Below are 23818 nucleotides of genomic sequence, written 5' to 3'. Positions count from 1 at the left end.
GGCGCACCACCGCCGTACCGGCCGGCTCGCCGGCCTTCGGCCACGGCCGCGCGGGGTCAGACGAACGCGAGCCGTCGGCTCAGCACCTCGTCGGCGACCCCGTAGGCGACGGCCTCCTCGGCGGTGAGCACCTTGTCCCGGTCCATGTCCGCGCGCAGCGTCGCCATGTCGTGATCCGTGTGGCGGGACAGGACCTCCTCCACCTGCGAGCGGATGCGGACCATCTCCTTGGCCGCGAGGCTGAGATCGGAGACCGTCCCCTGCCGGCCGCCGCTGGCCGGCTGGCCGAGCAGCACCCGCGCGTGCTGGAGCACGAACCGTCGCCCGGGATCTCCGCCGGCCAGCAGCACCGCCGCCGTCGACGCCGCCTGACCGACGCAGAACGTGGAGATCGGCGCCTGCACGAACGTCATCGTGTCGTAGATCGCCATCAGTGAAGTGAACGATCCACCGGGCGAGTTGAGATAGATCGAGATCTCCTGCTCCGGGCTCGCCGACTCCAGATGCAGGAGTTGCGCGATGACCACGTTGGCGACCCCGTCGTCGATCTCGGTGCCGAGGAAGATGATCCGCTCGTTCAGCAACCGGCTGAAGACGTCGTAGGACCGCTCACCCTGCGCGGTCCGCTCGATGACGTAGGGAACCGTGTACGACCCCATGTCACAACCCCATCCGTCGGCGCGACGCGGCCGGGCGGATGTCGACGAGCGACTCCACCACCCGGTCCACGATCCCGTACTCCCTGGCCTGCTCGGCCGTGAACCAGCGGTCGCGGTCGCCGTCCCGCGCGATCGTCTCCTCGCTCTGCCCGGTGTGCTCGGCGGTGATCCGCTCGACGGCCTTCTTGGTGAACTGGAGGTTCTCCGCCTGGATTTCGATGTCCGCGGCGGTGCCACCGATGCCCGCCGAGGGCTGGTGCATCATGATCCGTGCGTTCGGCAGCGCCAACCGCTTGCCGGGCGCCCCCACGGTGAGCAGGAACTGGCCCATACTGGCGGCGAACCCCATCGCCAGCGTCGAGACGTCGTTCGGGATGAGCCGCATGGTGTCGTAGATGGCGAGACCCGCGCTGACCGACCCGCCGGGGCTGTTGATGTACAGGCTGATGTCGGTGCGCGGGTCCTCCGCCGAAAGCAGCAGCAGCTGCGCGCACACCCGGTTGGCCGACACGTCGTCGACCTGTGTGCCGAGGAGGACGATCCGCTGGGCGAGCAGTTGTGCCGCGAGATGGTCGTCGAAGCGGCTGGGCGGTGTGTCGCCCTCCTCCGCGCGGGGCGGGAGCGTGGTGAGTGGAGTCATCTGGTCTCCTTGTCGAGGCGGGCATGCTGTCGACTCCACTCTTGACCTCGGGAGATGCCCGGATGCGGTTTCTCTGCCCGCCGCAGATTCGCCACGGGCAGAGATGACGGCTCAGCCCTTCTCGCGCAGCGGTCGGAAGGACGCCCGTACGTCCTCCACCAGCAGGTCCGGCTCCTCCACGGCCGCGCAGTGCCCGCCCCGCCCGCACTCCGCCCGGCGCACGATGTTCTCCGTCACCGCGGCGGTGGAGCCGCCCCGCCGGAGACGGCTCCACCGCGTAGTTGGGCGGGCGTTCACTCGTGGGCGCTGATCACTCCGCCGGCGCTGAGCACGATGTACACGCCGTTGGCGTCGAGCCCGACGTCGTGCTGGTCCGTCTCCAGCGTGGCGTCCACCGAGCCCTCGTTGCCGAGGATCTGCGCGCGGTACCGCAGCTCGCCGACCTTCGTGACCTTGGCCGTCCAGCCGCCCGCGAGCTTGAACGTGCCCGGTCCCTGGTGTCCGCCGCCCATCCAGGAGTGGACCTGGCCGTCCAGCGTGAGCGTGACGAACATGTCGTTGGCGTCGAGCCCGTCGTCGTGCCCCTTCGTCTCCAGGGTGGCCAGGACCGAACCGCGGCTGACGATCTTGGCGCGGTAGTGCTGCGCGCCGAGCTCGTAGATCTCGGCCTTGCTGCCGTCCGCCAGGGGCTGGGTGCGGGCCGGGGATGTCGTCTTGGCCGTGGCGGCGTGCGAGCCGCCCGACTGCTTGCCCGCAGCGCCCGCCTTGCCGCCGGGGCCCGCCTTGGCATCGGAGCCCTGCGTTCCGGCGGCCGAGCCCGCGCCGCTGGACTCCGCGGCGGCCGTGCCCGTGTCCGTTTGGCCCGCGGACTTCGTGCCGGTGGCGTCCGAGCCGGAGCAGGCAGTCAGCGCAAGGGCGGCGGCTGCGGTCAGGGCTGCGGCGGCGACGCGCAGGGTGCGGCGACGCGCGGTGCGGACTGTGGTGCTGGAGCTCATTTCGGGTCCCCCGGGGCAGTTGGTGTCGTGGTCTCCTCGGTACGTCACCCACTTTGATCGCGGCCGCTATCGCAAGGCTGCCGCTCCGCTAACACCCGGCTAACACGGGCACCATGGCCAACGACCCACACCGCGCAAAGCCGGCGGTAGTGGGTCCAGCCTGCCGGAACTGCCCTGCCGACACAGCCTGTTGTCGCGGGAAGCCGGTAGCGGAAGCGGAACGCCGTGCTGTGCGCCCCCGCAGCGCAGCCGCTCTCAGCAACCACTGTTGCGCTCTCCGGCATGGCGCAAAGCGTGGGGTATCTGTCGTTGACGCCCTACGGCGTCGACTGGAGGGTGGAGGGGTGGAGCAGCGCCGCATCGTTTTTGTGATCTTCGAGGGTTTCCAGCCCCTCGACCTCTTCGGCCCGTACGAGGTGTTCGACCATGCTCACGAGCTCACCGGTGGGTACTCCTGCCAGATCACGGCACCGCAGCCGGGAACAGTCCGGTTCGGCAGCGGCCTTTCGGTACACGTTCCCTACGGTGTGGCCGATGTGGACCCTGCGGGGATCGACACCGTGGTGGTCGCCGGCGGCGGCGGAGTCGACCAGGCCCGGCAGGATCCCGCGTTGACACGTTGGATCGCCGACGCCGGGGCCAGTGCCCGCCGGGTCACCTCGGTGTGCAGCGGGGTGTTCCTGCTGGCCGCCGCCGGACTGCTCCGCGGGCGCAGGGTGACCACCCACTGGGCGCGTGAGCAGCAGCTCATACGGGAGCATCCTGAACTGGTCGTCGACTGCGATCCGATCTTTCTCAGGGACGGGCGGGTGTGGACGTCGGCCGGAGTGACGGCGGGGATGGATCTCGCACTCGCCTTGGTGGAGGACGACTTGGGCCGGGAGGTCGCCCACACCGTCGCGCAGCAGATGGTGCTGTTTCTGCGCCGCCCCGGCAGCCAGTCGCAGTTCAGCGTGCCGTTGTGGTCCACGCAGCCGGCCACCGACCCCGTCCGTGCCGTGGTCGCCGCGATCCACGCCGACCCCGGCGCCGGCCACGGCATCACCGAACTCGCCTCGCGTGCCGGGCTGAGCCCCCGTCATCTCCAGCGCAGGTTCACAGCCGAACTCGGCGTCCCGCCCGCGACGTATGTCGAGGGCGTACGCGTCGAGGCCGCGAAACGGGCGCTGGCCGAGAGCGACCACCCCGTGGAGACCCTCGCTCGACGGTACGGCTTCGGCACCGCGGAGACGCTGCGCCGCGCGTTCCACCGGCACGTCGGCATCGCACCGTCCGACTACCGCGACCGATTCCGATCCACCAGGGAGTACCTGTGACCACCTACGGCCTGCTGACCTTCGACGGCGCCGAGGAGCTGGACTTCACCGGGCCGTGGGAGGTGTTCACCGCCTCGTCCATGCTGCGCGACCACATCGACACCGTGCTGCTCATCGCCGAACACCCCGGCGCGGTCCGCTGCAACAAGGGCATGCGGGTCCTGCCGGACCACACCCTGGACGACCACCCTCCGCTGGACGTCCTGCTTGTCCCGGGCGGGAACGGGACCCGCCGCGAAGTGTCCAACCCCGTACTCATCGACTGGATCCGCAAGACCGCCGCCGACGCCGCCTGGACCACCAGCGTGTGCACCGGAGCCCTGCTGTTGCACGAGGCAGGTCCGGCACGCGGCCGCCGGGTCGCAACCCACTACCTGTTCGAGGACACCCTGCAGGCCAGGGGCGACCTCACCGTGGTCCGCGACGCCCGCTATGTCGTCGACGGGAACCTGGTCACCAGCCAGGGCGTCTCGGCCGGAATCGACATGGCCCTGTGGCTCGTCGGCCGTCTCCACGGCCGCGACCACGCCCGCGCCGTCCGCCGGTACATCCAGTACGAGCCCGCACCGCCCTACTTCGCCGACGAGCCGTTCGCCGCATGAAGGCCAGGCCGTCGGAAGACCTGTGTCGGCCTGTCGGCCGCCACGGCTCAGGGGCCGGGGGCGGCGCCGGAATCCTCAAGGTTGTCGATGGACATGGTCACATAGCCGGAAGCAGCAACGGCCTCCGGCCAGCCGATGTCCTGCCGCATCGATTCCTCATGCCGTTTGTCCGGCGGAGAGGGCGACGGGCGGCGTGGGCTCGTAGCACCGTCCGTCCCGCACGGCCCTCGTGAGGTGTTCGAGCAGGGCTGCGGTGGCCGGCGGGTCGGGTGGTTCTCCGTGGACGGCCGCGCTGATCACCCGCTGTTGGCCGGGTAGGCATACCAGCCTTACGGCGGGGTTGCGTTGGGCTGCCAGGGCCAGACCAGGAAGTGTGGTGACACCCAGCCCAGCGGCGACGAGGGCCTGGACAGCTACGTAGTCGTCGGTGGTGAACGCGATATCGGGGGTGAAGCCGGCGGCCTCGCATGAGCGCACCAGGTGTGTGCGGCACCGTTCGCACCCGCTGATCCACCGTCGCGTGGCGTGGTCGCCGAGCCTGTCGCCCGGCAGGTCTTCCGGTGTCACCAGGTAGGTGGGCTCGGTGAGCAGGGGCGTTCGGCGCAGCCCGTCGTCGTCGGCGAGTGGTGTGTCGGGGTAGCTGAACAGCACGGCGACGTCGACCTCGCCCGAGCGCAACAGCCGCACCGCATCCGGCGGTTCGGCCTCGGTGAAGCGCAACTCGACGTCGGGGTGGGCTGCGGTGAACGTGGCCGCCGCCCGCGGGACGAAGGCGCCCAGGGCTGAGGGGAACGCGGCCAGGCGTACTCGCCCGGCGTGCAGACCGGTGTGGGCGGCGAGTTCGGCCTCGGCCGCATTCAGTCGCCCCAGGATCTCCTCGGCTCGCTCGGCCAGCATTCGGCCCGCGTCGGTCAGTCGGATGCCGCGCCCCACTCGCTGGATGAGTCGGCTTCCCGTCTCGGCCTCCAGCCGAGCCAGATGGTGGCTGACCGACGGCTGCGCGTAGCCGAGGGCCCGGGCGGCGGCGGTGACCGAGCCGTGGCGGGCGACGGCTGCGAGCACGCGAAGGCGGGTGATGTCGAGCACAGGGCAATGTATCAATGTGGTTGATAGGTATCCGCGAGAATTGGCATTGGACCGATGGGATGGCCTGCCCGGACGATGACTGCATGCCACAGCCTCCTGCCTTCGCCGACATCCTCGCCGCCCGGGAACTTCTGGCCGGCCACCTGCCCGCCACGCCGATGTGGTCGTACCCCGCGCTCGACGCGGTTACCGGAGCGACCGTCCATGTCAAACACGAAAACGTCCAACCCGTCGGGGCGTTCAAGGTGCGCGGCGGGCTGACCCTGCTGTCCGGCTTGACTCCGGCGCAGCGCGCCCGCGGCCTGGTCACCTACTCCACCGGAAATCACGCGCAGTCGCTGGCCTATGCCTGCGCCGCGTTCGACGTGTCCTGCACGGTGGTGATGCCGGAGACGGTCAGCGAGGGAAAGGCACGGGCAGCGCGTGCGCTGGGAGCGACGGTGATACTGCACGGCGCGGACATGGGCGCCGCTCAGGAGCGGGCCGAGAAGCTGGCAGCCGACGACGGCCGATATCTGGTCAGCCCCGGCGACACCCCAGCTCTGCTGGCCGGCGTCGGCACCCTGTACCTGGAGGTCTTCCAGGCCCGGCCCGACCTCGACGCGGTCGTGGTACCCGTCGGTTCCGGCACCGGAGCCGCCGCGGCCTGCCTGGTGGCCGCGCAACTCGCCCCGAACTGCCGCGTGATCGCCGTGCAGTCATCCGCGGCGCCGGCCGCGCACGACTCGTGGCGGGACGGCGTCTGCGTCCAGCGCCCCCACCACACCACCGTTGAAGGACTGGCCACCGGACGCGGCTTCGCGCTGCCGCAACAGGTCATGCGCTCCGGACTCGCCGATTTCCACCTGGTCTCCGACGCGCAGATCGGCGCAGCGCAGCAGCTGCTCGCCGGCCACGCGCACACCCTCGCCGAAGGCGCCGGAGCAGCCGCGTTGGCGGCCGTACTGGCCAGGCCGCAGGACTTCACCGGACAGCGCATCGCCGTGGTCTGCACCGGCGGCAACGCCTCCACCACGGAGATCGCCGCGCTGAGCGCAGGCACCGCATCGCGCCGGATGGTGTCTGCTGCGCCGCTCTGCGCAAGAGGGGATGAGCCCCAGCAGCCGGAACACGACCAGGGACAGAAGTAGACCGCGCCGCTGCCACGATCCTGTACCAGGGTCTGTCCTCCGTCGTGATCAATAGGCGTTCAGGAGGCCGCTGGAGTCGTGGAGGGGACGAGGGCCGTCACGCGGCGACACCCCACCACACCGCCCACGGTACGAACCCGACCGTGGCCAGCCCGACCGGGGCCAGGCGCAGCCAGACCGCCCGGCTCGGCGTCAGCCGTCGCCGCCGGAGTGCGGCCGCCGAGACACCGGCGGACACCACCACGGCGACGGCGAGCCCCTGCACCACCAGCCACAACGCCGGACGGCCCCACACAACGGGCGCCGCCGCGCCGTTGCCCACCACGAAGACGGCGAACGGGCAGGCCACCGTCGCCACGACCGCCAGCAGGCCGAGCCCGGCCAACCACCGCACCGGGCGCAGGACCGGGCCCATGCGCAGGAGGGCACTCACCGGATAGGCCGCGAAGCCGAGGAGCAGCAGAGCCGGGGCGAGCAAGGCGTACCAGGCGTGGCCCGGCACGGGGGTGGTGACGAGCGCCTGCCCGGGTGCGGGGGCGGCGTTCGACGCCGGTGGGTGGCCGGCGGCCACGGCCTGCACCCATGAGGCCATGCTCTGCGCATAGCGCGGGGCCGGCTCCCCCAGCTTCTTGCCGTGGAAGAGCGGGCCGCCGATCCGGTCGAACCCGTCCGACGTGCGGTGCCCGTTGTGCGCACCGCCGGCGACGAAGCCGATGACGGCGTGCCGGTTGCCCGCACGGGCCAGGGCCTCGCGGAAGATCCGTGCGCTCTCCTGGGGCGGCACCTGCGTGTCGTGATCGCCCCAGAGCGCCAGCACCGGCGTTCGGTGGAGCCGCTCCAGCACCGGCACGGGGTCGTAGCCGGCCGCGGGGAACAGACCGGTCGCGCCCATGAATTGGGCGGCCGGGCCGGCCACGGTGCGACGGAACGGTCCGCCCACCCCCTGGTGGTGCAGATGCGTGGTGAGGTTCCATGCCTGGGTACGCAGCGGGTCGTAGCCGGACCCGCCGATGGTGACGACGAACGCGACGTCGGTCGAACGCGCGGCGGCGAGCGGCGCCACCCAGCCCCCCTCGCTGAACCCCCACAGCCCGACCTGGCGTGGGTTCACCCCGCTCCGGGACTGCAACAACCGCACTCCGGCGAGCGCGTCGTCGGCCAGCAGGCCGAAGTCTCGATGGAGCAGGGAGTAGCCGACGGTCCGCTTGTCGTAGACGAGCGTGGTGATCCCGGCCCGGGCGAACGCCTCGGCCTCCTGCCGGTACTCCTCCCGGGGTCCGGGGCCCGAGCCGCCGACGAGCACGATGCCCGGTGCCGGGCCGGGTGCTCCGCCCCTGCTGAGGACGGAGCCGTGCAGGACGAGCCCACCGCCGCCCCGGAAGGCGACCTCCTGGCGGACCAGCCCGTCCCCGCGGGCGTACGCCATGGGCGCGGCCAGCAGGAGGAGGGTGCCGGCCAACACCCCGGACAACACGGCCAGTACAGCGCGTATCGGTGATGCGGACGTAGCCGAGAGCAGCACGGTGTGCATCCCCCTTCGTTGTCGGTCGGGCCGCGCGGTCAGTCGGTGTCGGGAATTCCGAGCAGCCGGACGAGCACGGTCCGCGCCTCGGGCGCATTCCCTTGTTCCGGGGCCGAGTACCGATAGAGGAGCGCGATGTACTCCTCGAAGAACGCGCGGAGTTGGCCGGGGTCGACGCGGAGCGTGGCGCGCGAGAAGAGCGCCGCGTCGGCCCAGGGCCCCAGCGTGTCGCGCGCCTCCTCGAACCGCCGGGCGGAGTCGACCAGTTCGGCGAGGTTGAGCCGATGCATCTCGGTCAGTGCCTCGCGCATCTCCGGCGTCTGTCGGCTGTACGGCGGGAAGCGCCGGTCCCCTCGGACTGCCCGCCACCACCGCTCCCGCCCCTTCGCCAGGTCCGGGACCTCCTCGACGAAGCCGTGCCTGGCCAGCTGCCGCAGGTGGTAGCTGACCAGCCCCGTGCTCTCGCCCAACTCGCGTGCCAGCGCGGCAGAGTTTGCCGGTCCCCGGCGCAGGCATTGCTCGATCTTCTGCCGCATCGGGTGCGCGAAGGCGCGCAGCGCCTCGACATCGGTGATCTCTTGGGCGGGCGGTTGTTCGGCCATGCCGGAAGGCTACGAGTTGCAAAGAGTGTTTGCAAGGGATCCTTGCAACTCTCCGGTGCCGACCGGCCCGCCACCGGAAGGTCGCCGACGCGCGGTAGCGGACGCCCCGGCCGCCCGCTCCGCGTCTCGGCAGGAGCCGTCTGCGGCGGTTCGTACGAACCGGTGCCTGAGCAACGCTTCGTGGCGCAGGCCCAGGGGCCTGCGCCGAGCGTCAGCGCCGGCCCGTCGGTTCGTCCCGGCACATCGCGAGGAACGCCTCGTCGTGGCACCGGTGGGCCTGTGGCACGACACTGGCACGGCTGGCGACATGGCTCTGGAAGCGGCGCTTCCACAGGAGTTGGGTTACCGGGCGCCACGATGCCCCTGAGCCTGCCGGTAGTTGGCCTGCCTGTGCGAAGGGGCGCTCCCCTCGGGGGACCGGTTGCCCCTGCCGGAGGCGGTATCCGTCAGCCGAGCAGGGTCCGGGAGATCTCCAGGGCGAGGCGCAGTTCCAGTGTGCTGTCCGGGATGGTGGCCGTGGGAAGGTGTTCCTCGGCGCGTTTGACGCGGTAGGTGACGGTGTTGCGGGCCACGTGCAGCGCGGTTGTCGTTCATGGTGTCCTCCTGCAGTGCGGGTCGTCAGCTCGCGTCGTGGGCGCCGGTCATCAGCGCCGCAAGGTCCTCGGGCCGGAGGAAGGAGGGCGGGACCGGCGGGCCCCAGTTGTAGAGCGAGCGGGCGTCCTCCCACACCCGGGGCGTCCACAGCTGGTCGTCGACGATGCAGTCCATGTCGGCGAAGTACTCGGAGAAGTTGCCCGCCGGGTCCTTGAGGTACCAGAAGAAGTTCGAGCCCACGTGGTGGCGGCCCAGGCCCCAGACATGCCGCTCGGGGTGGCCCTCCAGCATGTGCGTCGCGGCGCGTCCGACCTCGTCGACGTCGTCGACCTGCCAGGAGGAGTGGTGCAGGAAGGGGATCGGGGCCTGCTGCACCAGGACGTTGTGGTGGTCGGTGGAGCACCGCAGGAAGGCGGCGCCCGGAACCAGATCGCTGACCTTGAAGCCCAGCCCCTCGGTGAAGAACCGCTGCGAGGCCTCCTGGTCGGTCGAGCCGAGCACGACATGTCCCAGGCGGCGCGGCCGGACCACGCCCTCGCGCAGCACCGCCGGCGCCCGGCCGTCGGGCCGCTCCGTGCGCCCGGGTCCGTTGTACGGCACCGGTGCGGCGGCCGGCTGCACCAGACGGTGCCGGACCTCGACGGTGACGGTCACCTCCGTTCCCGGATCGACCGCCCGCAGGCAGTGCCGGTCGAGGATGTAGGGCATCTCCAAGCGGTCCAGGGCGGCGCCGATGCGCCCGAGGTCGTCGGTGTCATCGGCGGCGACGACCAGTTCGTCCAGCCGGCGTCGGGTGGCGTGCACGATCTTCAGCTGTTCGCCCCCGTCGACGGTGGCGAAACGCCCGCGGCCCAGGGCGGTGAGCCCGAAGTCGGCGTAGTAGTCGTGGGTGGCATCGACGTCCGGCACACCCATGGTGATCCGGGCGAGACGGTGCAGAGGCATGGCGGCTCCTCGAAGGAAGGGGGCGGCGGGGGAGGTCGGGTTCAGGCGCCGGGGCCATCGGGCTAACCGAGCCGGGCGACCATGGGGTTACGGAGCGCGCCGATACCGTCGATTCAGCTGTGCAGTTCCTCGCCGGGGGCGAGGAAGCGGCGCGGTTCACGGGCGCCGCCGACGCCCGTCGGGGTACCGGTGAAGACCAGGTCGCCGGGCAGCAGCGGGCAGATGGCGGTGAGCCAGGCGATCTGCTGGGCGACCGGGAAGACCATGCGGCCGGTGCGGGACTGCTGCATCGTCTCGCCGTCGACGGCGCAGCCGAGCGTCAGGTCGTCGGGGTCGGCGAACTCGCCCGGCGTGACCAGGACCGGACCGGTCGGGCTGAACCCGGGGAACGACTTGCCGAGCGCGAACTGGGGTGCCGGACCGGACCCTGGAGTTGGATACGGCGCTCCGACAGGTCCTGGCCCACGGTGAGCCCGGCGACGTACCGCCAGGCGTCCTCCGCACGCACCCGGTGGGCGCGGGCGCCGATGACCGCGACCAGCTCGACCTCCCAGTCCACCATCGCGCTGGGCGGCTCCACCGTGTCGTACGGACCGGCCGGCGACGTCGGGTACTTGGCGAACACGGCCGGCCGAGCAGGCGTGTCGAGGGCGGACTCCGCGATGTGGTCGGCGTAGTTCAGCCCGACCGCGAACACCTGGCGCGGGCGCGGAACGGGCGTGCCGAGCCGGTGGTCTTCCAGGGGGATGCGCTCGGCCTCCTGCGTGGCGGGCGTCCGCGCCCAGGCGGTGAACTCCTCCCAGCAGTCGAAGACGGTCTGTGGGTCGGCCGGGAAGCGGCCGTCACTCGCCTTTTCAGCGCGGCGAGCGTCGTGAAGCCCACCGCCTTGGCGCGGCTGTTCTTGAGGCCGTCGGCAGCAGACCTGCCGGTCGTCGTCATCCGGCCAGCGGGACCAGCGGTGCCGGGCTGCCGTCCGTCCATCCGGGGGTGATCGCGGCGAGCGCGTCACCGACGGCGGCCCCCTGGAGGAAGGCCGAGCGGTGCCCTCCGATGATCCGGGCTTCGGCGCCGTCCCAGGAGACGGGTACCAGTCGCGTGAGGTCAGGGGCGGGCTGCAGGCTCCCTCTTACGGGGGCGTGCGGCAGGGGACCGAGGCCGCGGCCGCACAGCCCGGCGATCAGCGGGCCGAGGAGGGTGTGGGCGGCGACCAGAGCCGCGTACGGATTCCCTGGCAACCCCACCAGCCAGCGCCCGGCGGGGAGTTCGGCCAGCAGCATCGGGTGTCCGGGCCGGCAGGTGACCGTGTCGACGACCATCCGGGCCCCGGCGTCGGCCAGCAGCCTGCGGAGCTGGTCGGTGGTCCCGACGGACGTGGATCCCGTGACCACGACGATGTCCGTGTCCCGCGTCGCGTGCACCGCCCCGGCCAGCAGCCCTGTCGGCCGGTCGGGGACGTGCCGCACCGAGCGGGTCTCGCCGCCGAGCGCGGTGACCAGGTCCGGAAGCAGTGGCCCGAGGGCGTCCCGCACTCTCCCGGGGCCCGGTCGGCCGGTGTGGTCCAGCTCGTCCCCGGTCACCAATACCCCGACGCGGGGGCGCGTCCGCACCACCAGGGCGTCCTGGCCGCAGGACGCGGCCAGGCCGAGCAGTGCCGGGCCGATCCGGGTTCCTGCCGGGGCCAGGGAACTGCCTGCGGGTGCGTCCTCGCCGGCTCGCCGGATGTGGCGGCCCGGCGGCGGAAGAGGGCCGGAGACCCGGTCGCCGTCGCATACCGCAAGTTCCAGCGGCAGCACAGCACTTGTCCCTGAGGGGACCTGACCCCCCGTGGAAATCTCCACGCCTTCCCCGGCCCGCAGGCCGCCGCCCCAGGCACTGCCGGCGCGGACGGTCCCGCGCACGCGCCAGGGCCCTGCACCTGCCACCGCGTAGCCGTCCATCGCGGCGGTGTCGAACGCCGGAAGCGGATGGCGGGTGCGGAGATCCTCGGCCAGTGCCAGCCCGACGGCATCGGCCAGCGCCACCGTACGGGCGGTCGAAGCCGTGGGCGCGGCGTGCGCCAGTACCCGGGCCCGCGCCCAGGACACCGCCCGCAGTGACTGTGCCGGTCGCGGTATCGGGGCGGGCAGGGCGACATCGGTCGTCGGAGGCATGCACACGACTGTCGAACGGCGGCATTTCCGGCTGCTGCCGGGAGGGTTGCCGTTGCACTCCGATTCGCTCACGCACGGCGCCGGGTGTCTGTGAAGTTCCCGTCCGCGCCGAGGGCTGCGCTCGCACGGTGCGCGGCCCTCATACGTGGCGTGGGGTGATCAGGCGGCGGCGAGGGAGATCCCGGTCGACTTGATCAGTGCGACGACGGACGTCCCGGAGGCCAGGCCGAGGTCGTCGACGGCGGCGGTGGTGATGGCGGCGGTGATGTCCTGGCCGCTGGCCAGGCGCACCTGCACCAAAGCCATGGCCTCACCAGCGGTGACCGCGCTGACGGTGCCGGGAATCTGGTGACGGATGGAGATGCTCATGGAATACACGCCCCACACATCAGAAGGGAGACAGTGGGGCCTGGAGGTGGAGAGGACGGCCGTGATCCTCACGACGACGGGCGCATGCGTTGGATGGCGAGGAGGGCGGCGTCGTCGCCGAGGGAGCCTTGCGTATGGGCGAGGAGGTCCCGCTGGATGTTCTGGACGAGGGAGTCCGGACTGCTCCTGGTCCATTGAGCGACTCGCTCGGTCAGTGGGTAGAAGGCGTTGTTGCGGTCGCGGGCCTCGATGACGCCGTCGGTGTAGAGCAGGAGCATGTCACCCGTTCGGAAGGCGAATTCGTGCAGGGTGTAGAGGTCCGGGACGAGGCCGCACATGCCCAGCGGGGGTGCCGGCCGGGTGCTCTCGGCCGTGGTGACGCCGCCGTGGCTGACGAGCAGGGGCGGCGGGTGACCGCAATGCGTCATGCGGGCCACCGGCTCGTGGTCGGGGATCTCCAGCAACAGCGCGGTGATGAAGTGTTCAGGCGCTTCCGAGTCCGCCTCGGGAAGATGGGTCAGGTAACGGCAGACGCTGCTGTCCAGGGCGGAAGCGAGGGCCGGCAGCGTGGTGTGGTGGTGGGCGGCCTCCTGGAAGGCTCCGAGCAGGGTGGCCGCCTCGCCGACCGAGGCCAGGCCCTTGCCCCGTACGTCCCCGATGATCACGCGGGTGCCGGAATCGGTGCGGGTCACCGCGTACAGATCACCGCCGATACACGCCTCCTTCTCGGCGGCCAGGTACGAGGAGCCGAACCGCAGCGGGCCGAGCCGGTGCGGCACCGGGCGCAGCAGGGCCCGCTGTGCGGCCTCGGAGACCGACCGCACCTGGGCCAGCTCCTGCTTACGACGCTCCCGGAGCAGGCAGACGAACACGACGAAGACCGACAGCACGGTGAGCGCGATGATCTGCGCCACGTGGTTGGTGGTGGTCAGCCCGCCATGGAACACGGCGATCACGACCTGGGCCGCCACCGCCAACGCGCCGATCAAACCGGTGGTCCGCGGGCCGCTGAAGGAAGCGGTGATGGCAGGCGCGATCACCAGCAAGGGGCCGAGATGGACGTACTGCGGAGATCGGAGGTCCACCACGGTGATCACAATGATCAGCCCAAGGGGAATGGCCACCAGCGCACGGCTGGAACGCCACGGCTGCTGCATCCGGGCGAGGTGCTGTGCCAGGTGACCGCTCTGCATGTCTCCAATGTGCACGATGCGTCCGGAACAGGCGTTCCGGCGGGCGGCGGATGATCAGCGTGGCGAGCGCCCGGAACGGCTGTCGCTACCATCCGGGCCGACGGCCACGGCCTGACCGAGGCGGCGGTTGCGAAGAATCAGCATCGACGCCTTCGAGTGACTTGGGCACGGCGGACGGCTGCCCCCCCCGTAGCTGGCGCGCTTCCTGCGCCCCGGCGGCCAACTGGCATGGCCACGCCCGCCATGACCCGCGAGTTCCGCGAACTCGGGGTAATCCCTGCGCACATCAAGCGGATGGTGACGCCCCTCCTTCCCCCTGGTGACCGCCCGCACGAGGTGAGCGGGCAGGGCGACTCATCCCTGCCCGGCGAGCTGAAGTGGGGCTTCCCGAGTAGGGTGGGACACACGACGTCGTCATGGGCCGCCCTCCGTTGCCGCCCTCTTCGTCGCTTCCCATGTGAGTCCGCTGTCGGTCGAGGCGTGACATTCCCGGTGCGGCTCGGGAATTGACTTCCCATGAAGTGCGGAGTTCCGGACAAGCGCTGGAGAGGCAGTCATGGCCTTTGCCACCGCACATGACGGTACACAGATCTACTTCAAGGACTGGGGGTCGGGGCAACCAGTGGTCTTCTCCCACGGCTGGCCACTGATCGCGGACGCGTGGGACCCACAGCTGAAGCTGATGGCGGACAACGGCTTCCGGGCCGTGGCGCACGACCGACGCGGGGGCGGCCGCTCCGGCCAGCCGTGGAACGGGAACGACCTGGACACGTACGCCGACGACCTGGCATCGGTCATGGAGACCCTCGATCTTCGGGACGCCATCCTGGTGGGGCACTCGACGGGCGGCGGGGAGGTCACGCGCTACATCGGCCGGCACGGCTCGAGTCGTATCGGCAAGGCGGTTCTGCTCGGCGCGATCCCCCCGTTGATGCTCAAGACGGACGCGAACCCGGAGGGGCTGCCGATCGACGTTTTCGACGAGATCCGGCACGGCGTGCTGACGGACCGCTCCCAGTACTACAAGGACCTCAGCGGCCCGTTCTACGGGGCCAACCGCGAAGGCTCCACCGTCTCCCAGGGAACCCGCGACGAGTTCTGGCTCTGGAGCATGACCGTGGGCATCAAGGGTGCCTACGACTGCATCAAGGCGTTCTCCGAGACCGACCTCACCGAGGACCTCAAGAAGATCGACGTTCCCACGCTGATCGTTCACGGCGATGACGACCAGATCGTTCCCATCGTGGCCGCAGGCGAGAAGTCGTCGAAGCTCGTCAAGGACGCGATCTTCAAGATCTATGCGGGTGCTCCGCACGGCCTGTCGATGGTGCCCGAGTTCGCGGAGCGGCTCAACGCCGACCTCCTCGAATTCGCCCGCGGCTGACCGACTGCGCCGTGTCGCCGTGCTGTTCCATGCGGTGATCAGGTGATCGCCGACGGGCAGGAGGGCGGGGCGGGGCGGTGGGGTATCGCAGACGTGTCACTCGGCCGGCGGTGCCGCCTGGCGGGACTGCCGGCCGACGCCCCGCGGATACGACAGGAGACACCCGGCAGCATTCGGCAATCCCGACCTTGCGTAGCAGACCCTGACGGCCACCCATAAAATGGGTATCGCTGCCGCACCGGTGTGCCGGACAGGCACATCTCTTGGTGCGGAAGGGCAATCGACCGGGGACGGGATGCCTAGAGAACAGGCTGCCAGTCCGGCGCGGACCGTCATTCTGACCGTGGACGACGACCCGGGCGTGTCCCGTGCTGTCGCCCGCGATCTACGGCGCCAGTACGGCGCGTCGTACCGCATCGTCCGCGCGGAGTCCGGCGCGTCCGCCCTTGACGCGCTGCGTGAGCTGAAGCTGCGCGGCGCCCCCGTCGCGGTGATCGTTGCCGACTACCGGATGCCGGAGATGAACGGCATCGAATTCCTGGAGCAGGCTCTCGACATCCATCCCGGCGCCCGGCGGGTGCTGCTGACCGCGTACGCGGACACCGGAGCGGCCATCGACGCGATCAACGTCGTCGACCTCGACCACTACCTCCTCAAGCCCTGGGAGCCGCCCGAGGAGAAGCTCTACCCCGTCCTCGACGATCTCCTGTCGGCCTGGCGGGCCACCGACCACCGGCCGGTGACCGTCACCAAGGTCGTCGGACACCGTTGGTCGGCGCGCTCCTCGGCGGTACGGGAATTCCTGGCCCGCAACCAGGTGCCCTACCGCTGGTACTCGTCCGAGGAGCCGGAAGGCCGGCGGCTGCTGTGCGCGGCGGGGGAGGAGGGGATGCGGCTCCCGCTGGTGATCCCCCCGGACGGCACCGCCCTCGTCGAGCCGGAGGACCGGGAACTCGCCGCCCGGGTCGGCCTCGCGACGACACCGGCGACCGATTTCTACGACCTCGTCATCATCGGCGGCGGGCCCGCCGGATTGGGTGCGGCGGTGTACGGGGCGTCCGAAGGTCTGCGGACCGTCCTCGTGGAACGCTCCGCGACCGGAGGCCAAGCAGGGCAGAGCTCGCGCATCGAGAACTACCTCGGCTTTCCGGACGGAGTCTCCGGGGCACAGCTCACCGACCGGGCCCGGCGTCAGGCGTCGAAGTTCGGTGCCGAAATTTTGACCGCGCGCGAGGTGACCGGACTGGAGATCAACGGTGCGTCGCGCGTCGTCCGGTTCTCGGACGGCTCCGCTGTCGCCGCGCACGCCGTGATTCTCGCCACCGGCGTGTCGTACCGGCAACTGGAGGCACCCCGCGTGTCCGAGCTGACCGGCTGCGGAGTGTTCTACGGCTCGGCCCTGACGGAAGCGGCCGCCTGCCAGGACCAGGACGTGTACATCGTCGGCGGCGCGAACTCCGCCGGCCAGGCCGCGATTTACCTCGCCCGGAGCGCCAAGTCGGTCACCGTGCTGGTGCGTGAGCCGTCCTTGGCCACGTCGATGTCCCACTACCTCGTCCAGCAGGTCGACGAGACGCCCACGATCTTTGTGCGCGCCAACACGGTCGTCGACTCCGCCCACGGCGCGCGTCATCTGGAACAGATCACCGTCCGTGACACATCGACCGGCCACACCGAACTCGTCGACGCCCAGTGGATGTTCGTCTTCATCGGCGCGGTCCCGCGGACGGACTGGCTGGAGGGCACGGTGCTCCGGGACTCCCGCGGCTTCATCCTGACCGGCCCCGATCTGACCACCGACGGGCGCCCGCCCGCCGGTTGGGAGTTGGACCGGCCGCCCTACCACCTGGAAACCAACGTCCCGGGTGTGTTCGTCGCGGGGGACGCCCGCGCCGAGTCCGCCAAACGTGTCGCTTCCGCGGTAGGCGAGGGAGCCATGGCGGTCATGCTCGTCCACCGATACCTGGAGCAGTCATGAGCGGTCGGCCGATGCCGTGCAGCCAGGAAGAACTCGGCTCGCTGTTCCTGTTCGAGAAGCTTGCCCCCGACCAGCTCGCCCGGCTCTGCCGCGAAGGCCGGGTGGAGGAGTTCGCACCCGGGCCCGTGTACGAGGAGGGCGACCCGGCCACGTGCTTCTACGTGCTGCTCGAAGGAACCCTCGTCCTCTCGCGCCGGATCGGGGACTACGACGTGGAGACCAGCCGGAGTTCCAGCCGCGGGGTGTACGCGGGAGCCTTCCAGGCATACCTGGGAGACCGCCTGCGGCAGGTGTACAACAGCTCGCTCCGCGTCCTTGAGCCCACAAGCTTCTTCGTGCTGCCCGCGGAGACCTTCGCCGCGATCATGCGTGAGTGGTTCCCCATGGCCGTGCACCTGTTGGAAGGTCTCTTCTTCGGGGTCAAGAGCGCCCAGGAGGCGGTCGGCCAGCGAGAGCGGCTGCTGGCTCTCGGATCGCTGTCCGCCGGGCTGACCCACGAGCTGAACAACCCGGCCGCCGCGGCCGTGCGCGCCACCTCCGCGCTCCGCGAGAGGGTCGCCGGAATGCGCCACAAGCTCGGCGTCATCGCGGCACGCCCGTACCGGCGCGACGCCCTGGAGACACTCGTCGACATCCAGGAACGCACGGCCGAGCGCGTCGCCAAGGCCACCGCCCTGAGCCCGCTGGAGGCCGCGGACCGGGAGGACGCCCTCTCCGACTGGTTCGACGACCACGGCATCGCGGACGGCTGGCAGCTCGCGCCGACCTTCGTGCAGGCCGGCCTGGACACCGACTGGCTGGACCAGGTCACCGCAGCCGTCGACGACGACACCCTCGAAGGGGCCGTGCGGTGGCTCAACTGCACCGTGGAGGCAGAACTGCTGATGAACGAGATCGAGGAGTCGACCACCCGCGTCTCGGCCCTCGTCACGGCAGCCAAGCAGTACTCGCAACTCGACCGAGCGCCCTACCAGGTCACCGACATCCATGAACTGCTGGACAGCACCCTGCTGATGGTCTCCGCGAAGATCGGCCCGCGCATCACCGTCGTCAAGGAATACGACCGCAGCCTGCCGAAGATCCCGGCCTACCCCGGCGAACTCAACCAGGTATGGACGAATCTGATCGACAACGCGGCCGCGGCGATGAACAGTACGGACGCCGGCGGCACGTTGACCGTGCGCACCGCCCGCGACGGAGACCATCTGCTCGTCGAATTCCGCGACACCGGTCCCGGAGTCCCCGCGGAGATCCGGGACCGCGTCTTCGACCCCTTCTTCACCACCAAACCGGTGGGTGAAGGGACAGGTCTCGGTCTGGACATCTCCTGGCGCATCATCGTCAACAAACACAACGGGGACCTCAGGTTCCGGTCCGCCCCCGGCGACACCCGCTTCCAGGTACGCCTGCCGCTGGCCTCCGCCGACCCCAGTTCCCCACAGGAGCCCTTATGAGTTCACCGCACGGAATCGACCCCGCGGTCCCGCCCAGCGGAACCGGATGCGCCGAGTGCGACGCCAGTGGTGGCTGGTGGTTCCACCTCCGACGGTGCGCACAGTGCGGCCACATCGGCTGTTGCGACGACTCGCCCGCCAAGCACGCGACGGCCCATGCCCGGGACACCCGGCACCCGGTGATCCGCAGCTTCGAACCGGGCGAAACCTGGTTCTACGACTACGGGACCTCGCAGGTGTCCGACTCGGGCCCGTCCCTGGCTCCCCCTGAGAGCCACCCTGCCGACCAGCCCACCCCCGGCCCCGCGGGACGAGTCCCGGAGGACTGGGCCGACCGCCTGGGATAGGCAGGCCCCGAACTCCCGCCGTGCGGCAGAACGAGCAACACCGTCACGGGGGGAGTGCATCCGGGCGAAACAGCGATCACGGGTATGCGAAGGCTGTCCGGAAACGGAGCGTGCTGAATGGGGAGTCCCGTGGGTTCGCCACGCGGGAGCGTACGGCCCGTTTTTCCCTGGCAGGCCATGGGCGGTGAGCATCGACGAGACCGTCGCCGCGGCTCGCACGGACACCGTCTTCACCCCGTGTGTCTCCACTTCGTGTGCCTGAGGAGCCGGAGCGTCCGCAGCGCGGCCTCGGACGGACAGTCCTGACGACCAGGCGATCTCGCCGTGCCGGTCGACGAAGCGTCCCGAGCCGGCGCCGGGCTCTTCGGTGGCGAGGCGGACGATCACGTCCGTGCCCTCGGTGACGGTCTGCGTGCCGCTGTGGTCGGTGAGGCCGGTGGCGGTGAAACCAGGGTTGGCGGCATGGATCCGGGTCGGGCAAGCCTTGGCGTACTGGGTGGTCAGCATGGCCGGCGCCGCCTTCGAAGCGGTGTTGCCACATCGCTGCTGGAGGTGTGTGACGGTGGGGCGGGCTCGCGCACGGGCGCCGGCGGAGCGAGGATGAGGTTATGGCCGACGGCGCGCCTGTGGTGGTGCACCCGCCGATGACTGAGGGTGGCAGGCGGGTGACGATCCGGGGTGAGTGCGCGGGCACGGCCTACCACCTGCTCGACCTGATCGAGTTCCTGCAGCGCGCGGATCTGCCGGAGACCGATACGGCGATCGACGACCCGGAGTTGATCGATTGGCTCGGGGGCGGACCTGACGTCTGGAACGCCGAGCGGTAAGGGGCTGTGGGCGCAACACCGCTGAGCGGCTGTTGTCAGGCCGCGGCCGTCGAGGGCGCTCACCCCTGGCCGGCCACCTTTGGTGTGAGCAGCTCCAGTGCCTCTTCCCGGCGGAACCTGTCCGCTCCGCCGCCAGCCGTCGGCTGCTGTGGCTCGTACGAGCCGATGAGGACGCCCATGTCACGCAGCCGAGCTTGGGGAAGGATCGGGAACCCGGTCCGGGTCTCGATGGCGGTCGCGTCGACGACGTAGCGGAAGGGCTTCTTCCCGGTCCGCGGGGCGGGGTGCTGGTCGCTCACGCGGGGACTCCCAACTGTCGGCCGAAGTACTGCAGTTCCGGCAGGGTGCGACGGCGGTCGCACCCGACGACCCTGCCCCCACACCTACCCGAGCGAGCTCTTCGTCACCGGAGATGTCGTGCCTCCGGGCCGTGACCCGTGGATGTACTGGTCGGCCCAGGCGCTGATGATGTGGGCGGCTCGCTGCGCTTGTCCTCGTGCGGTCAGGAGGTGGTCCGCTCCTTCGAGCGAGACGAAGCTTCGCGGGTGTCGTGCCTCGCGGAAGATCTCCCCGGCGTTGGCGATGTCGACGGTCTGGTCGGTAGGCGAATGCAGGACCAGTAGCGGCAGGTTCAACTCGCGTATCCGGTCGCGCAGGTGAGCATGGCGGACGTCTTCGACGAAGGCGCGCTTGAGGACCAGGGTCCTCCCGCCGACGAACCACTCGTGCGAACCCTCACTGAGAACGCGATCCATGACCGCGTCGTACTGTCGCTCGACGTGGCTGGGCTCGACGGGCGCCCCGATCGTGGCGAGCGCGCGGACGCCGGTTGCCTCGGCCGCTGCGGCGAGGGCGGCGGCGCCTCCCCATGAGTGCCCCACCAGCAGGTCCGCTGGAGTTCCCCGCTCCGCCATCAGGGCCGCTGCACGGATCGTGTCCTGGACCTTGACGGTGAAGGAACCGTCCCCCCAGTCGCCGTCGGAGTCCCCGATCCCGAGGTTGTCGTAACGCAGCATTCCGATCCCCTCGCGTGCCAGTTGCTTGCTGACGCGCGAGGCTGCCGGCGAGTCCTTGCCGAGTGTGAATCCGTGTACGAAGATTCCCCAGCCTCGGATCTCGCCGTCTGGCAGGTCGATTGCTCCGGCCAGTTCGGGGCCGACGACGCTCGGGAATCTCACTTTTTCGGTCATGTTGCGATCACCTAGGCAGGGACTGTTCGTGGGGCAGGGGGGACGAGGGCGACACCGGCGGGTGCCACGCGCGTGCTCCGAGCAGGAGGGGGGAGGAGGGGGAGAGCAGTGAGCGCGGTGCCTGCCCGCTGTCGGCGCGTCAGACGATCGGCCTCTGCGCGGAGGCCGGCTTGGTGGTGAGCAGTGCAGTGATCTCGTCGGCGAGGTGCGGGCCGAGCTCGCCCCAGCCGTCCTTGTAGCCGTAGACGCCGGCCAGGGTGCGGGCCTCGTAGTCGCCGTTCATGATCTCGATGTCGGTGGCCGTGATGAGTGCCGGGTGGGCGACGCCGACGGCCGCCGAGACCTTCGTCAGCTCCTTGCGCAGGGTGCGCAGGTAGACGGCGGCCCGGGTGGCCTTCGAGGTCGGGTCGAGGCCGCGGGCCAGCCGCGGGTTCTGGGTGGCGACGCCGGTGGGGCACTTGTCGGTGTGGCACTTCTGCGACTGGATGCAGCCGATCGACAGCATCGCCTCACGCGCCACGTTGATCATGTCGGCACCCAGAGCGAAGGCGACCGCGGCGTTCTCCGGCAGGCCGAGCTTGCCGGAGCCGATGAAGGTCAGGTCGTCGGTCAGCCCCTGCTCGGCGAAGGTGCCGTAGACCCGGGAGAAGCCCATCCGGAAGGGCAGCGACACCGAGTCGCTGAAGATCAGCGGCGCCGCCCCGGTGCCGCCCTCGCCGCCGTCGACGGTCACGAAGTCGACACCACGATCACCACGCGCCATCAGCGTGGCCAGCTCCTGCCAGAAATCCATCTCGCCCACCGCGCTCTTGATCCCGACCGGCAGACCGGTCTCGGTGGCGAGCAGTTCGACGAAGTCGAGCATCGAGTCGACGTCGCTGAACGCGGTGTGCCGCGACGGCGAGGCGCAGTCCTTGCCGAGTGGGATGCCGCGGATCGCGGCGATTTCGGGGGTCACCTTCGCGCCCGGCAGCATCCCGCCCAGTCCCGGCTTGGCGCCCTGGGAGAGCTTGATCTCTATCGCCTTGACCGGGGCGCCGGCGACCACGTCCTTGAGCTTGTCGATGTTGAAGCTGCCGTCCTCGTTGCGGCAGCCGAAGTACGCCGTGCCGATTTGAAGGACGAGGTCGCCGCCGTTGCGGTGGTACGGCGAGAGGCCGCCCTCTCCCGTGTTCTGCATCGTGCCCGCCAGCGCCGCCCCCTTGTTGAGCGCCGTGATCGCCGCGCCGGAGAGCGATCCGAAGCTCATCGCCGAGATGTTCACCACGCTCGCCGGCCGGAACGCTTTGGCGCGCCCGCGTGGTCCGCCCAGCACCTTGGCCGAGGGCAGTGGGGCCTGCGGGTCGTGCGCGTCGGGCAGCGAGCCGGCGAACGTGCGCTGCTTCAGGTACGCGTGCCCCTGCATGTGCTCGACGTCGTTGTCGGTTCCGAACCCGAAGTAGTTGTTCTCGCCCTTCGCCGACGCATAGATCCAGGTGCGCTGGTCACGACTGAACGGGCGCTCCTCGTCGTTGGAGGTCACGATGTACTGCCGCAGCTCCGGCCCGATCGTCTCCAACAGGTACCGGGCGTGCCCGATCACCGGGAAGTTCCGTAGCAGTGCGTGCTTCTTCTGGACAAGGTCACGAGCGGCCACCAGTGCCAGTGCTGTTGCGGTGGCCGTGGCGATGCTCCGGGCGCGCATGAACGTTCCTCTCCTCGATGCTCGATTCCATCGCGATGCGGTGGACGTCGTCGTGTCGTACCGGGCGTTGGGCGGCGGGCACGACCAGGCGGGCGTCGGCGTCCGTCGGAGAACGCGAAATGATATTAGGGGCTCGCTCGGACAGGCGTGGGGGCAGGGTCGCCGGGGGCGGTCGTCCCAGCGGTGGGTGGCCCAGGCGCATGGGAAAGGCTGCGCACGGTGATGAGGGCATCCGCGAGGTCGAAGAAGGCGTTGACGACGCTGGTACGAAGACCGGGAGGTGCCGGCGCCGATCAGCTTCGTGTGGATGGCGCAGATGTCCGGACGCGCGCTCAGCAGTCGAACACCGACCAGCAGATGTCGTTCCGCCGTCGCTGGTCGTCGATGACAAGCTCGCGAATCGCCTCTGGGAGCCGGCCACGCTGCCACTGGCACTCAAGACGCCGTGCGGCCTCGCCCTCGCCTTCCGGTGCGGCCGCACGTGCGGCCTTGATCGCATACGCGGCCGCGCCGAGTTCGTGCGCGCCGACGTGTGCGACGACCGCGGCCTGCCCGGCGGCGTACGCAGCATGCCGTGCTGCGCCACGCAGGTCTCGCGCTGCGCCCATTGCATGGCCGCCCGCCGCGCGAGCCTGCATCATCTTGACCTCGCCACGTACCCAGGCGCGAGCATGCTCGATCGCTTGACGCGGCCGTGGGTCCTCGGGCCGGGCCGACTCGAAGAGGTCAAGGACGTGCTCCGCGCACGATGCAGCCCAAAGAGCCAGGAGATGGTGATCCGCATCGGTGAGGGTCCCACCGCGGCGGATGGTCACGAAGCGAGGGTCCCGGACCTTCGGGAGGATCATGGTTGGCACTCCTTTTGCTGGTATCCGCCCCACGTTCGAGGGCGCGGACCTGTGGCCAGGCACACCCTAGGCAAAGCCTGCGAACCCGGTGGCCGATCCGCAAGCTCGCCGACTACAGCAAGTGCGCAACCGAGCGCGCGGTGCGTGGCTCTCTCGTGCCGAGGGGATTCCCGCCGGCTTTCGGTCTCGCATCCCTGCCGTGGGCCGCTCGGCAGGGAGCCCGAGCGGCCGGCGGTTGCCCGCCGACCGTACCCACGTTTCTTGTGCCGTCCGTTGCCAGGGTTGGTACGTGGTCGGAGGTGA

At 70.4% G+C, this 23818-nt stretch carries 24 protein-coding genes and 3 pseudogenes; 8 read left to right on the top strand and 19 right to left on the bottom strand.

Annotated elements, in window-relative coordinates:
• Positions 1 to 56: 56 nt before the first annotated feature.
• The 4 genes and pseudogenes from GR130_RS22900 to GR130_RS22885 all read right to left on the bottom strand — a co-directional run bounded on the left by GR130_RS22900 (position 57) and on the right by GR130_RS22885 (position 2294).
• Positions 57 to 659: a ClpP family protease gene (locus GR130_RS22900; RefSeq protein ID WP_159506424.1), complete on the bottom strand. Its 603-nt coding sequence runs from the start codon at positions 657 to 659 to the stop codon at positions 57 to 59.
• Position 660: 1 nt separating this feature from the next.
• Positions 661 to 1299, bottom strand: a complete 639-nt coding sequence (locus tag GR130_RS22895) for an ATP-dependent Clp protease proteolytic subunit (RefSeq protein WP_159506423.1) — start codon at positions 1297 to 1299, stop codon at positions 661 to 663.
• A 111-nt stretch (positions 1300 to 1410) separates the two neighbouring features.
• Positions 1411 to 1533 (bottom strand): annotated as a pseudogene (locus tag GR130_RS22890) (epoxide hydrolase); the annotation flags it as partial.
• Between the two features lie 59 nt (positions 1534 to 1592).
• A complete protein-coding gene (locus GR130_RS22885) occupies positions 1593 to 2294 on the bottom strand; it encodes a hypothetical protein (RefSeq protein WP_159506422.1) in 702 nt (233 codons plus the stop codon).
• Positions 2295 to 2638: 344 nt separating this feature from the next.
• On the opposite strand from GR130_RS22885, the gene GR130_RS22880 reads away from it, so the two are divergent.
• Both GR130_RS22880 and GR130_RS22875 read left to right on the top strand, forming a co-directional pair.
• Positions 2639 to 3610 (top strand): GlxA family transcriptional regulator, encoded by a 972-nt coding sequence (locus GR130_RS22880; RefSeq protein WP_159506421.1) that lies wholly within the window; start codon positions 2639 to 2641, stop codon positions 3608 to 3610.
• Positions 3607 to 4212 carry a DJ-1/PfpI family protein gene (locus tag GR130_RS22875; protein WP_159506420.1) on the top strand — a complete coding sequence of 202 codons (606 nt, stop codon included), beginning with the start codon at positions 3607 to 3609 and terminating at the stop codon, positions 4210 to 4212. Before GR130_RS22880 ends, GR130_RS22875 begins: the two co-directional genes overlap by 4 nt.
• 156 nt (positions 4213 to 4368) lie before the next feature.
• Here the strand turns inward: GR130_RS22875 and GR130_RS22870 are convergent, their stop codons facing one another.
• Entirely contained in the window at positions 4369 to 5298 is a 930-nt protein-coding gene (locus GR130_RS22870; RefSeq protein WP_159506419.1) for a LysR family transcriptional regulator, read from the bottom strand.
• Between the two features lie 83 nt (positions 5299 to 5381).
• Between GR130_RS22870 and GR130_RS22865 the strand changes: the two genes are divergently transcribed.
• Complete coding sequence (locus tag GR130_RS22865) at positions 5382 to 6428, top strand: threonine ammonia-lyase (RefSeq protein WP_236573390.1); 1047 nt, start codon at positions 5382 to 5384, stop codon at positions 6426 to 6428.
• A 97-nt stretch (positions 6429 to 6525) separates the two neighbouring features.
• Here GR130_RS22865 and GR130_RS22860 read toward each other — a convergent pair whose 3' ends face one another.
• From GR130_RS22860 to GR130_RS22825, 9 genes are all read right to left on the bottom strand, one after another.
• Entirely contained in the window at positions 6526 to 7902 is a 1377-nt protein-coding gene (locus GR130_RS22860) for an alpha/beta hydrolase family protein (RefSeq protein WP_236574012.1), read from the bottom strand.
• An 86-nt stretch (positions 7903 to 7988) separates the two neighbouring features.
• A complete protein-coding gene (locus tag GR130_RS22855; RefSeq protein ID WP_159506418.1) occupies positions 7989 to 8552 on the bottom strand; it encodes an ArsR/SmtB family transcription factor in 564 nt (187 codons plus the stop codon).
• 446 nt (positions 8553 to 8998) lie between these two features.
• The gene (locus GR130_RS22850; RefSeq protein WP_328707598.1) at positions 8999 to 9130 is read right to left on the bottom strand and encodes a helix-turn-helix domain-containing protein; all 132 of its coding nucleotides are present in this window, start codon (positions 9128 to 9130) and stop codon (positions 8999 to 9001) included.
• A gap of 40 nt (positions 9131 to 9170) precedes the next feature.
• Positions 9171 to 10091, bottom strand: coding sequence for a VOC family protein (locus tag GR130_RS22845; RefSeq protein ID WP_159506416.1), 921 nt, complete (start codon positions 10089 to 10091; stop codon positions 9171 to 9173).
• 113 nt (positions 10092 to 10204) lie between these two features.
• The gene (locus GR130_RS41400) at positions 10205 to 10450 is read right to left on the bottom strand and encodes a fumarylacetoacetate hydrolase family protein (RefSeq protein ID WP_268977978.1); all 246 of its coding nucleotides are present in this window, start codon (positions 10448 to 10450) and stop codon (positions 10205 to 10207) included.
• Positions 10411 to 11100 (bottom strand): fumarylacetoacetate hydrolase family protein, encoded by a 690-nt coding sequence (locus tag GR130_RS41395; protein WP_268977933.1) that lies wholly within the window; start codon positions 11098 to 11100, stop codon positions 10411 to 10413. The genes GR130_RS41400 and GR130_RS41395 overlap by 40 nt, the downstream gene beginning before the upstream one ends.
• The gene (locus GR130_RS22835; RefSeq protein ID WP_159506415.1) at positions 11027 to 12241 is read right to left on the bottom strand and encodes a molybdopterin molybdotransferase MoeA; all 1215 of its coding nucleotides are present in this window, start codon (positions 12239 to 12241) and stop codon (positions 11027 to 11029) included. The genes GR130_RS41395 and GR130_RS22835 overlap by 74 nt, the downstream gene beginning before the upstream one ends.
• Before the next feature lie 159 nt (positions 12242 to 12400).
• Entirely contained in the window at positions 12401 to 12610 is a 210-nt protein-coding gene (locus GR130_RS22830) for a TOBE domain-containing protein (protein WP_159506414.1), read from the bottom strand.
• A gap of 68 nt (positions 12611 to 12678) precedes the next feature.
• Positions 12679 to 13803, bottom strand: coding sequence for a PP2C family protein-serine/threonine phosphatase (locus GR130_RS22825; RefSeq protein WP_236573388.1), 1125 nt, complete (start codon positions 13801 to 13803; stop codon positions 12679 to 12681).
• 556 nt (positions 13804 to 14359) lie between these two features.
• Here GR130_RS22825 and GR130_RS22820 point away from each other — a divergent pair.
• From GR130_RS22820 to GR130_RS22805, 4 genes are all read left to right on the top strand, one after another.
• On the top strand, positions 14360 to 15187 hold the full coding sequence (locus GR130_RS22820; protein WP_159506413.1) for an alpha/beta fold hydrolase: 828 nt from the start codon (positions 14360 to 14362) through the stop codon (positions 15185 to 15187).
• 295 nt (positions 15188 to 15482) lie between these two features.
• Positions 15483 to 17165 (top strand): FAD-dependent oxidoreductase, encoded by a 1683-nt coding sequence (locus GR130_RS22815; protein ID WP_159506412.1) that lies wholly within the window; start codon positions 15483 to 15485, stop codon positions 17163 to 17165.
• Positions 17162 to 18619: an ATP-binding protein gene (locus GR130_RS22810; protein WP_159506411.1), complete on the top strand. Its 1458-nt coding sequence runs from the start codon at positions 17162 to 17164 to the stop codon at positions 18617 to 18619. Before GR130_RS22815 ends, GR130_RS22810 begins: the two co-directional genes overlap by 4 nt.
• Positions 18616 to 18966, top strand: coding sequence for a UBP-type zinc finger domain-containing protein (locus GR130_RS22805; protein WP_159506410.1), 351 nt, complete (start codon positions 18616 to 18618; stop codon positions 18964 to 18966). The genes GR130_RS22810 and GR130_RS22805 overlap by 4 nt, the downstream gene beginning before the upstream one ends.
• Before the next feature lie 306 nt (positions 18967 to 19272).
• Here the strand turns inward: GR130_RS22805 and GR130_RS40870 are convergent.
• A pseudogene (locus GR130_RS40870) lies at positions 19273 to 19497 on the bottom strand (short-chain dehydrogenase); the annotation flags it as partial.
• A gap of 77 nt (positions 19498 to 19574) precedes the next feature.
• Between GR130_RS40870 and GR130_RS22795 the strand changes: the two are divergent.
• The gene (locus tag GR130_RS22795) at positions 19575 to 19793 is read left to right on the top strand and encodes a hypothetical protein (protein WP_159506409.1); all 219 of its coding nucleotides are present in this window, start codon (positions 19575 to 19577) and stop codon (positions 19791 to 19793) included.
• A 59-nt stretch (positions 19794 to 19852) separates the two neighbouring features.
• Here the strand turns inward: GR130_RS22795 and GR130_RS22790 are convergent.
• The 4 genes and pseudogenes from GR130_RS22790 to GR130_RS22770 all read right to left on the bottom strand — a co-directional run.
• Positions 19853 to 19984: pseudogene (locus GR130_RS22790) on the bottom strand (flavoprotein); the annotation flags it as partial.
• Between the two features lie 192 nt (positions 19985 to 20176).
• Positions 20177 to 20983: an alpha/beta hydrolase family protein gene (locus GR130_RS22785; RefSeq protein ID WP_159506408.1), complete on the bottom strand. Its 807-nt coding sequence runs from the start codon at positions 20981 to 20983 to the stop codon at positions 20177 to 20179.
• Between the two features lie 139 nt (positions 20984 to 21122).
• Complete coding sequence (locus tag GR130_RS22780) at positions 21123 to 22667, bottom strand: FMN-binding glutamate synthase family protein (RefSeq protein WP_159506407.1); 1545 nt, start codon at positions 22665 to 22667, stop codon at positions 21123 to 21125.
• 332 nt (positions 22668 to 22999) lie between these two features.
• Entirely contained in the window at positions 23000 to 23515 is a 516-nt protein-coding gene (locus GR130_RS22770; protein ID WP_159506406.1) for a putative immunity protein, read from the bottom strand.
• Positions 23516 to 23818: the final 303 nt, after the last annotated feature.

This window comes from Streptomyces sp. GS7 (assembly GCF_009834125.1).
Classification (GTDB): Bacteria; Actinomycetota; Actinomycetes; order Streptomycetales; family Streptomycetaceae; genus Streptomyces.
The sequence above is the reverse complement of the archived record's forward strand: the minus strand, read 5'-3'. Positions and strand labels throughout refer to the sequence as shown.

Excerpts from the sequence above, each read along its gene's own strand:
- GR130_RS22900 (WP_159506424.1), bottom strand. The coding sequence starts at position 659 with ATGGGGTCGTACACGGTTCCCTACGTCATCGAGCGGACCGCGCAGGGT.
- GR130_RS22895 (WP_159506423.1), bottom strand. The coding sequence starts at position 1,299 with ATGACTCCACTCACCACGCTCCCGCCCCGCGCGGAGGAGGGCGACACA.
- GR130_RS22885 (WP_159506422.1), bottom strand. The coding sequence starts at position 2,294 with ATGAGCTCCAGCACCACAGTCCGCACCGCGCGTCGCCGCACCCTGCGC.
- GR130_RS22865 (WP_236573390.1), top strand. The coding sequence starts at position 5,382 with ATGCCACAGCCTCCTGCCTTCGCCGACATCCTCGCCGCCCGGGAACTT.
- GR130_RS22855 (WP_159506418.1), bottom strand. The coding sequence starts at position 8,552 with ATGGCCGAACAACCGCCCGCCCAAGAGATCACCGATGTCGAGGCGCTG.
- GR130_RS22845 (WP_159506416.1), bottom strand. The coding sequence starts at position 10,091 with ATGCCTCTGCACCGTCTCGCCCGGATCACCATGGGTGTGCCGGACGTC.
- GR130_RS22835 (WP_159506415.1), bottom strand. The coding sequence starts at position 12,241 with ATGCCTCCGACGACCGATGTCGCCCTGCCCGCCCCGATACCGCGACCG.
- GR130_RS22830 (WP_159506414.1), bottom strand. The coding sequence starts at position 12,610 with ATGAGCATCTCCATCCGTCACCAGATTCCCGGCACCGTCAGCGCGGTC.
- GR130_RS22825 (WP_236573388.1), bottom strand. The coding sequence starts at position 13,803 with ATGCAGAGCGGTCACCTGGCACAGCACCTCGCCCGGATGCAGCAGCCG.
- GR130_RS22820 (WP_159506413.1), top strand. The coding sequence starts at position 14,360 with ATGGCCTTTGCCACCGCACATGACGGTACACAGATCTACTTCAAGGAC.
- GR130_RS22815 (WP_159506412.1), top strand. The coding sequence starts at position 15,483 with ATGCCTAGAGAACAGGCTGCCAGTCCGGCGCGGACCGTCATTCTGACC.
- GR130_RS22810 (WP_159506411.1), top strand. The coding sequence starts at position 17,162 with ATGAGCGGTCGGCCGATGCCGTGCAGCCAGGAAGAACTCGGCTCGCTG.
- GR130_RS22805 (WP_159506410.1), top strand. The coding sequence starts at position 18,616 with ATGAGTTCACCGCACGGAATCGACCCCGCGGTCCCGCCCAGCGGAACC.
- GR130_RS22795 (WP_159506409.1), top strand. The coding sequence starts at position 19,575 with ATGGCCGACGGCGCGCCTGTGGTGGTGCACCCGCCGATGACTGAGGGT.
- GR130_RS22785 (WP_159506408.1), bottom strand. The coding sequence starts at position 20,983 with ATGACCGAAAAAGTGAGATTCCCGAGCGTCGTCGGCCCCGAACTGGCC.
- GR130_RS22780 (WP_159506407.1), bottom strand. The coding sequence starts at position 22,667 with ATGCGCGCCCGGAGCATCGCCACGGCCACCGCAACAGCACTGGCACTG.
- GR130_RS22770 (WP_159506406.1), bottom strand. The coding sequence starts at position 23,515 with ATGATCCTCCCGAAGGTCCGGGACCCTCGCTTCGTGACCATCCGCCGC.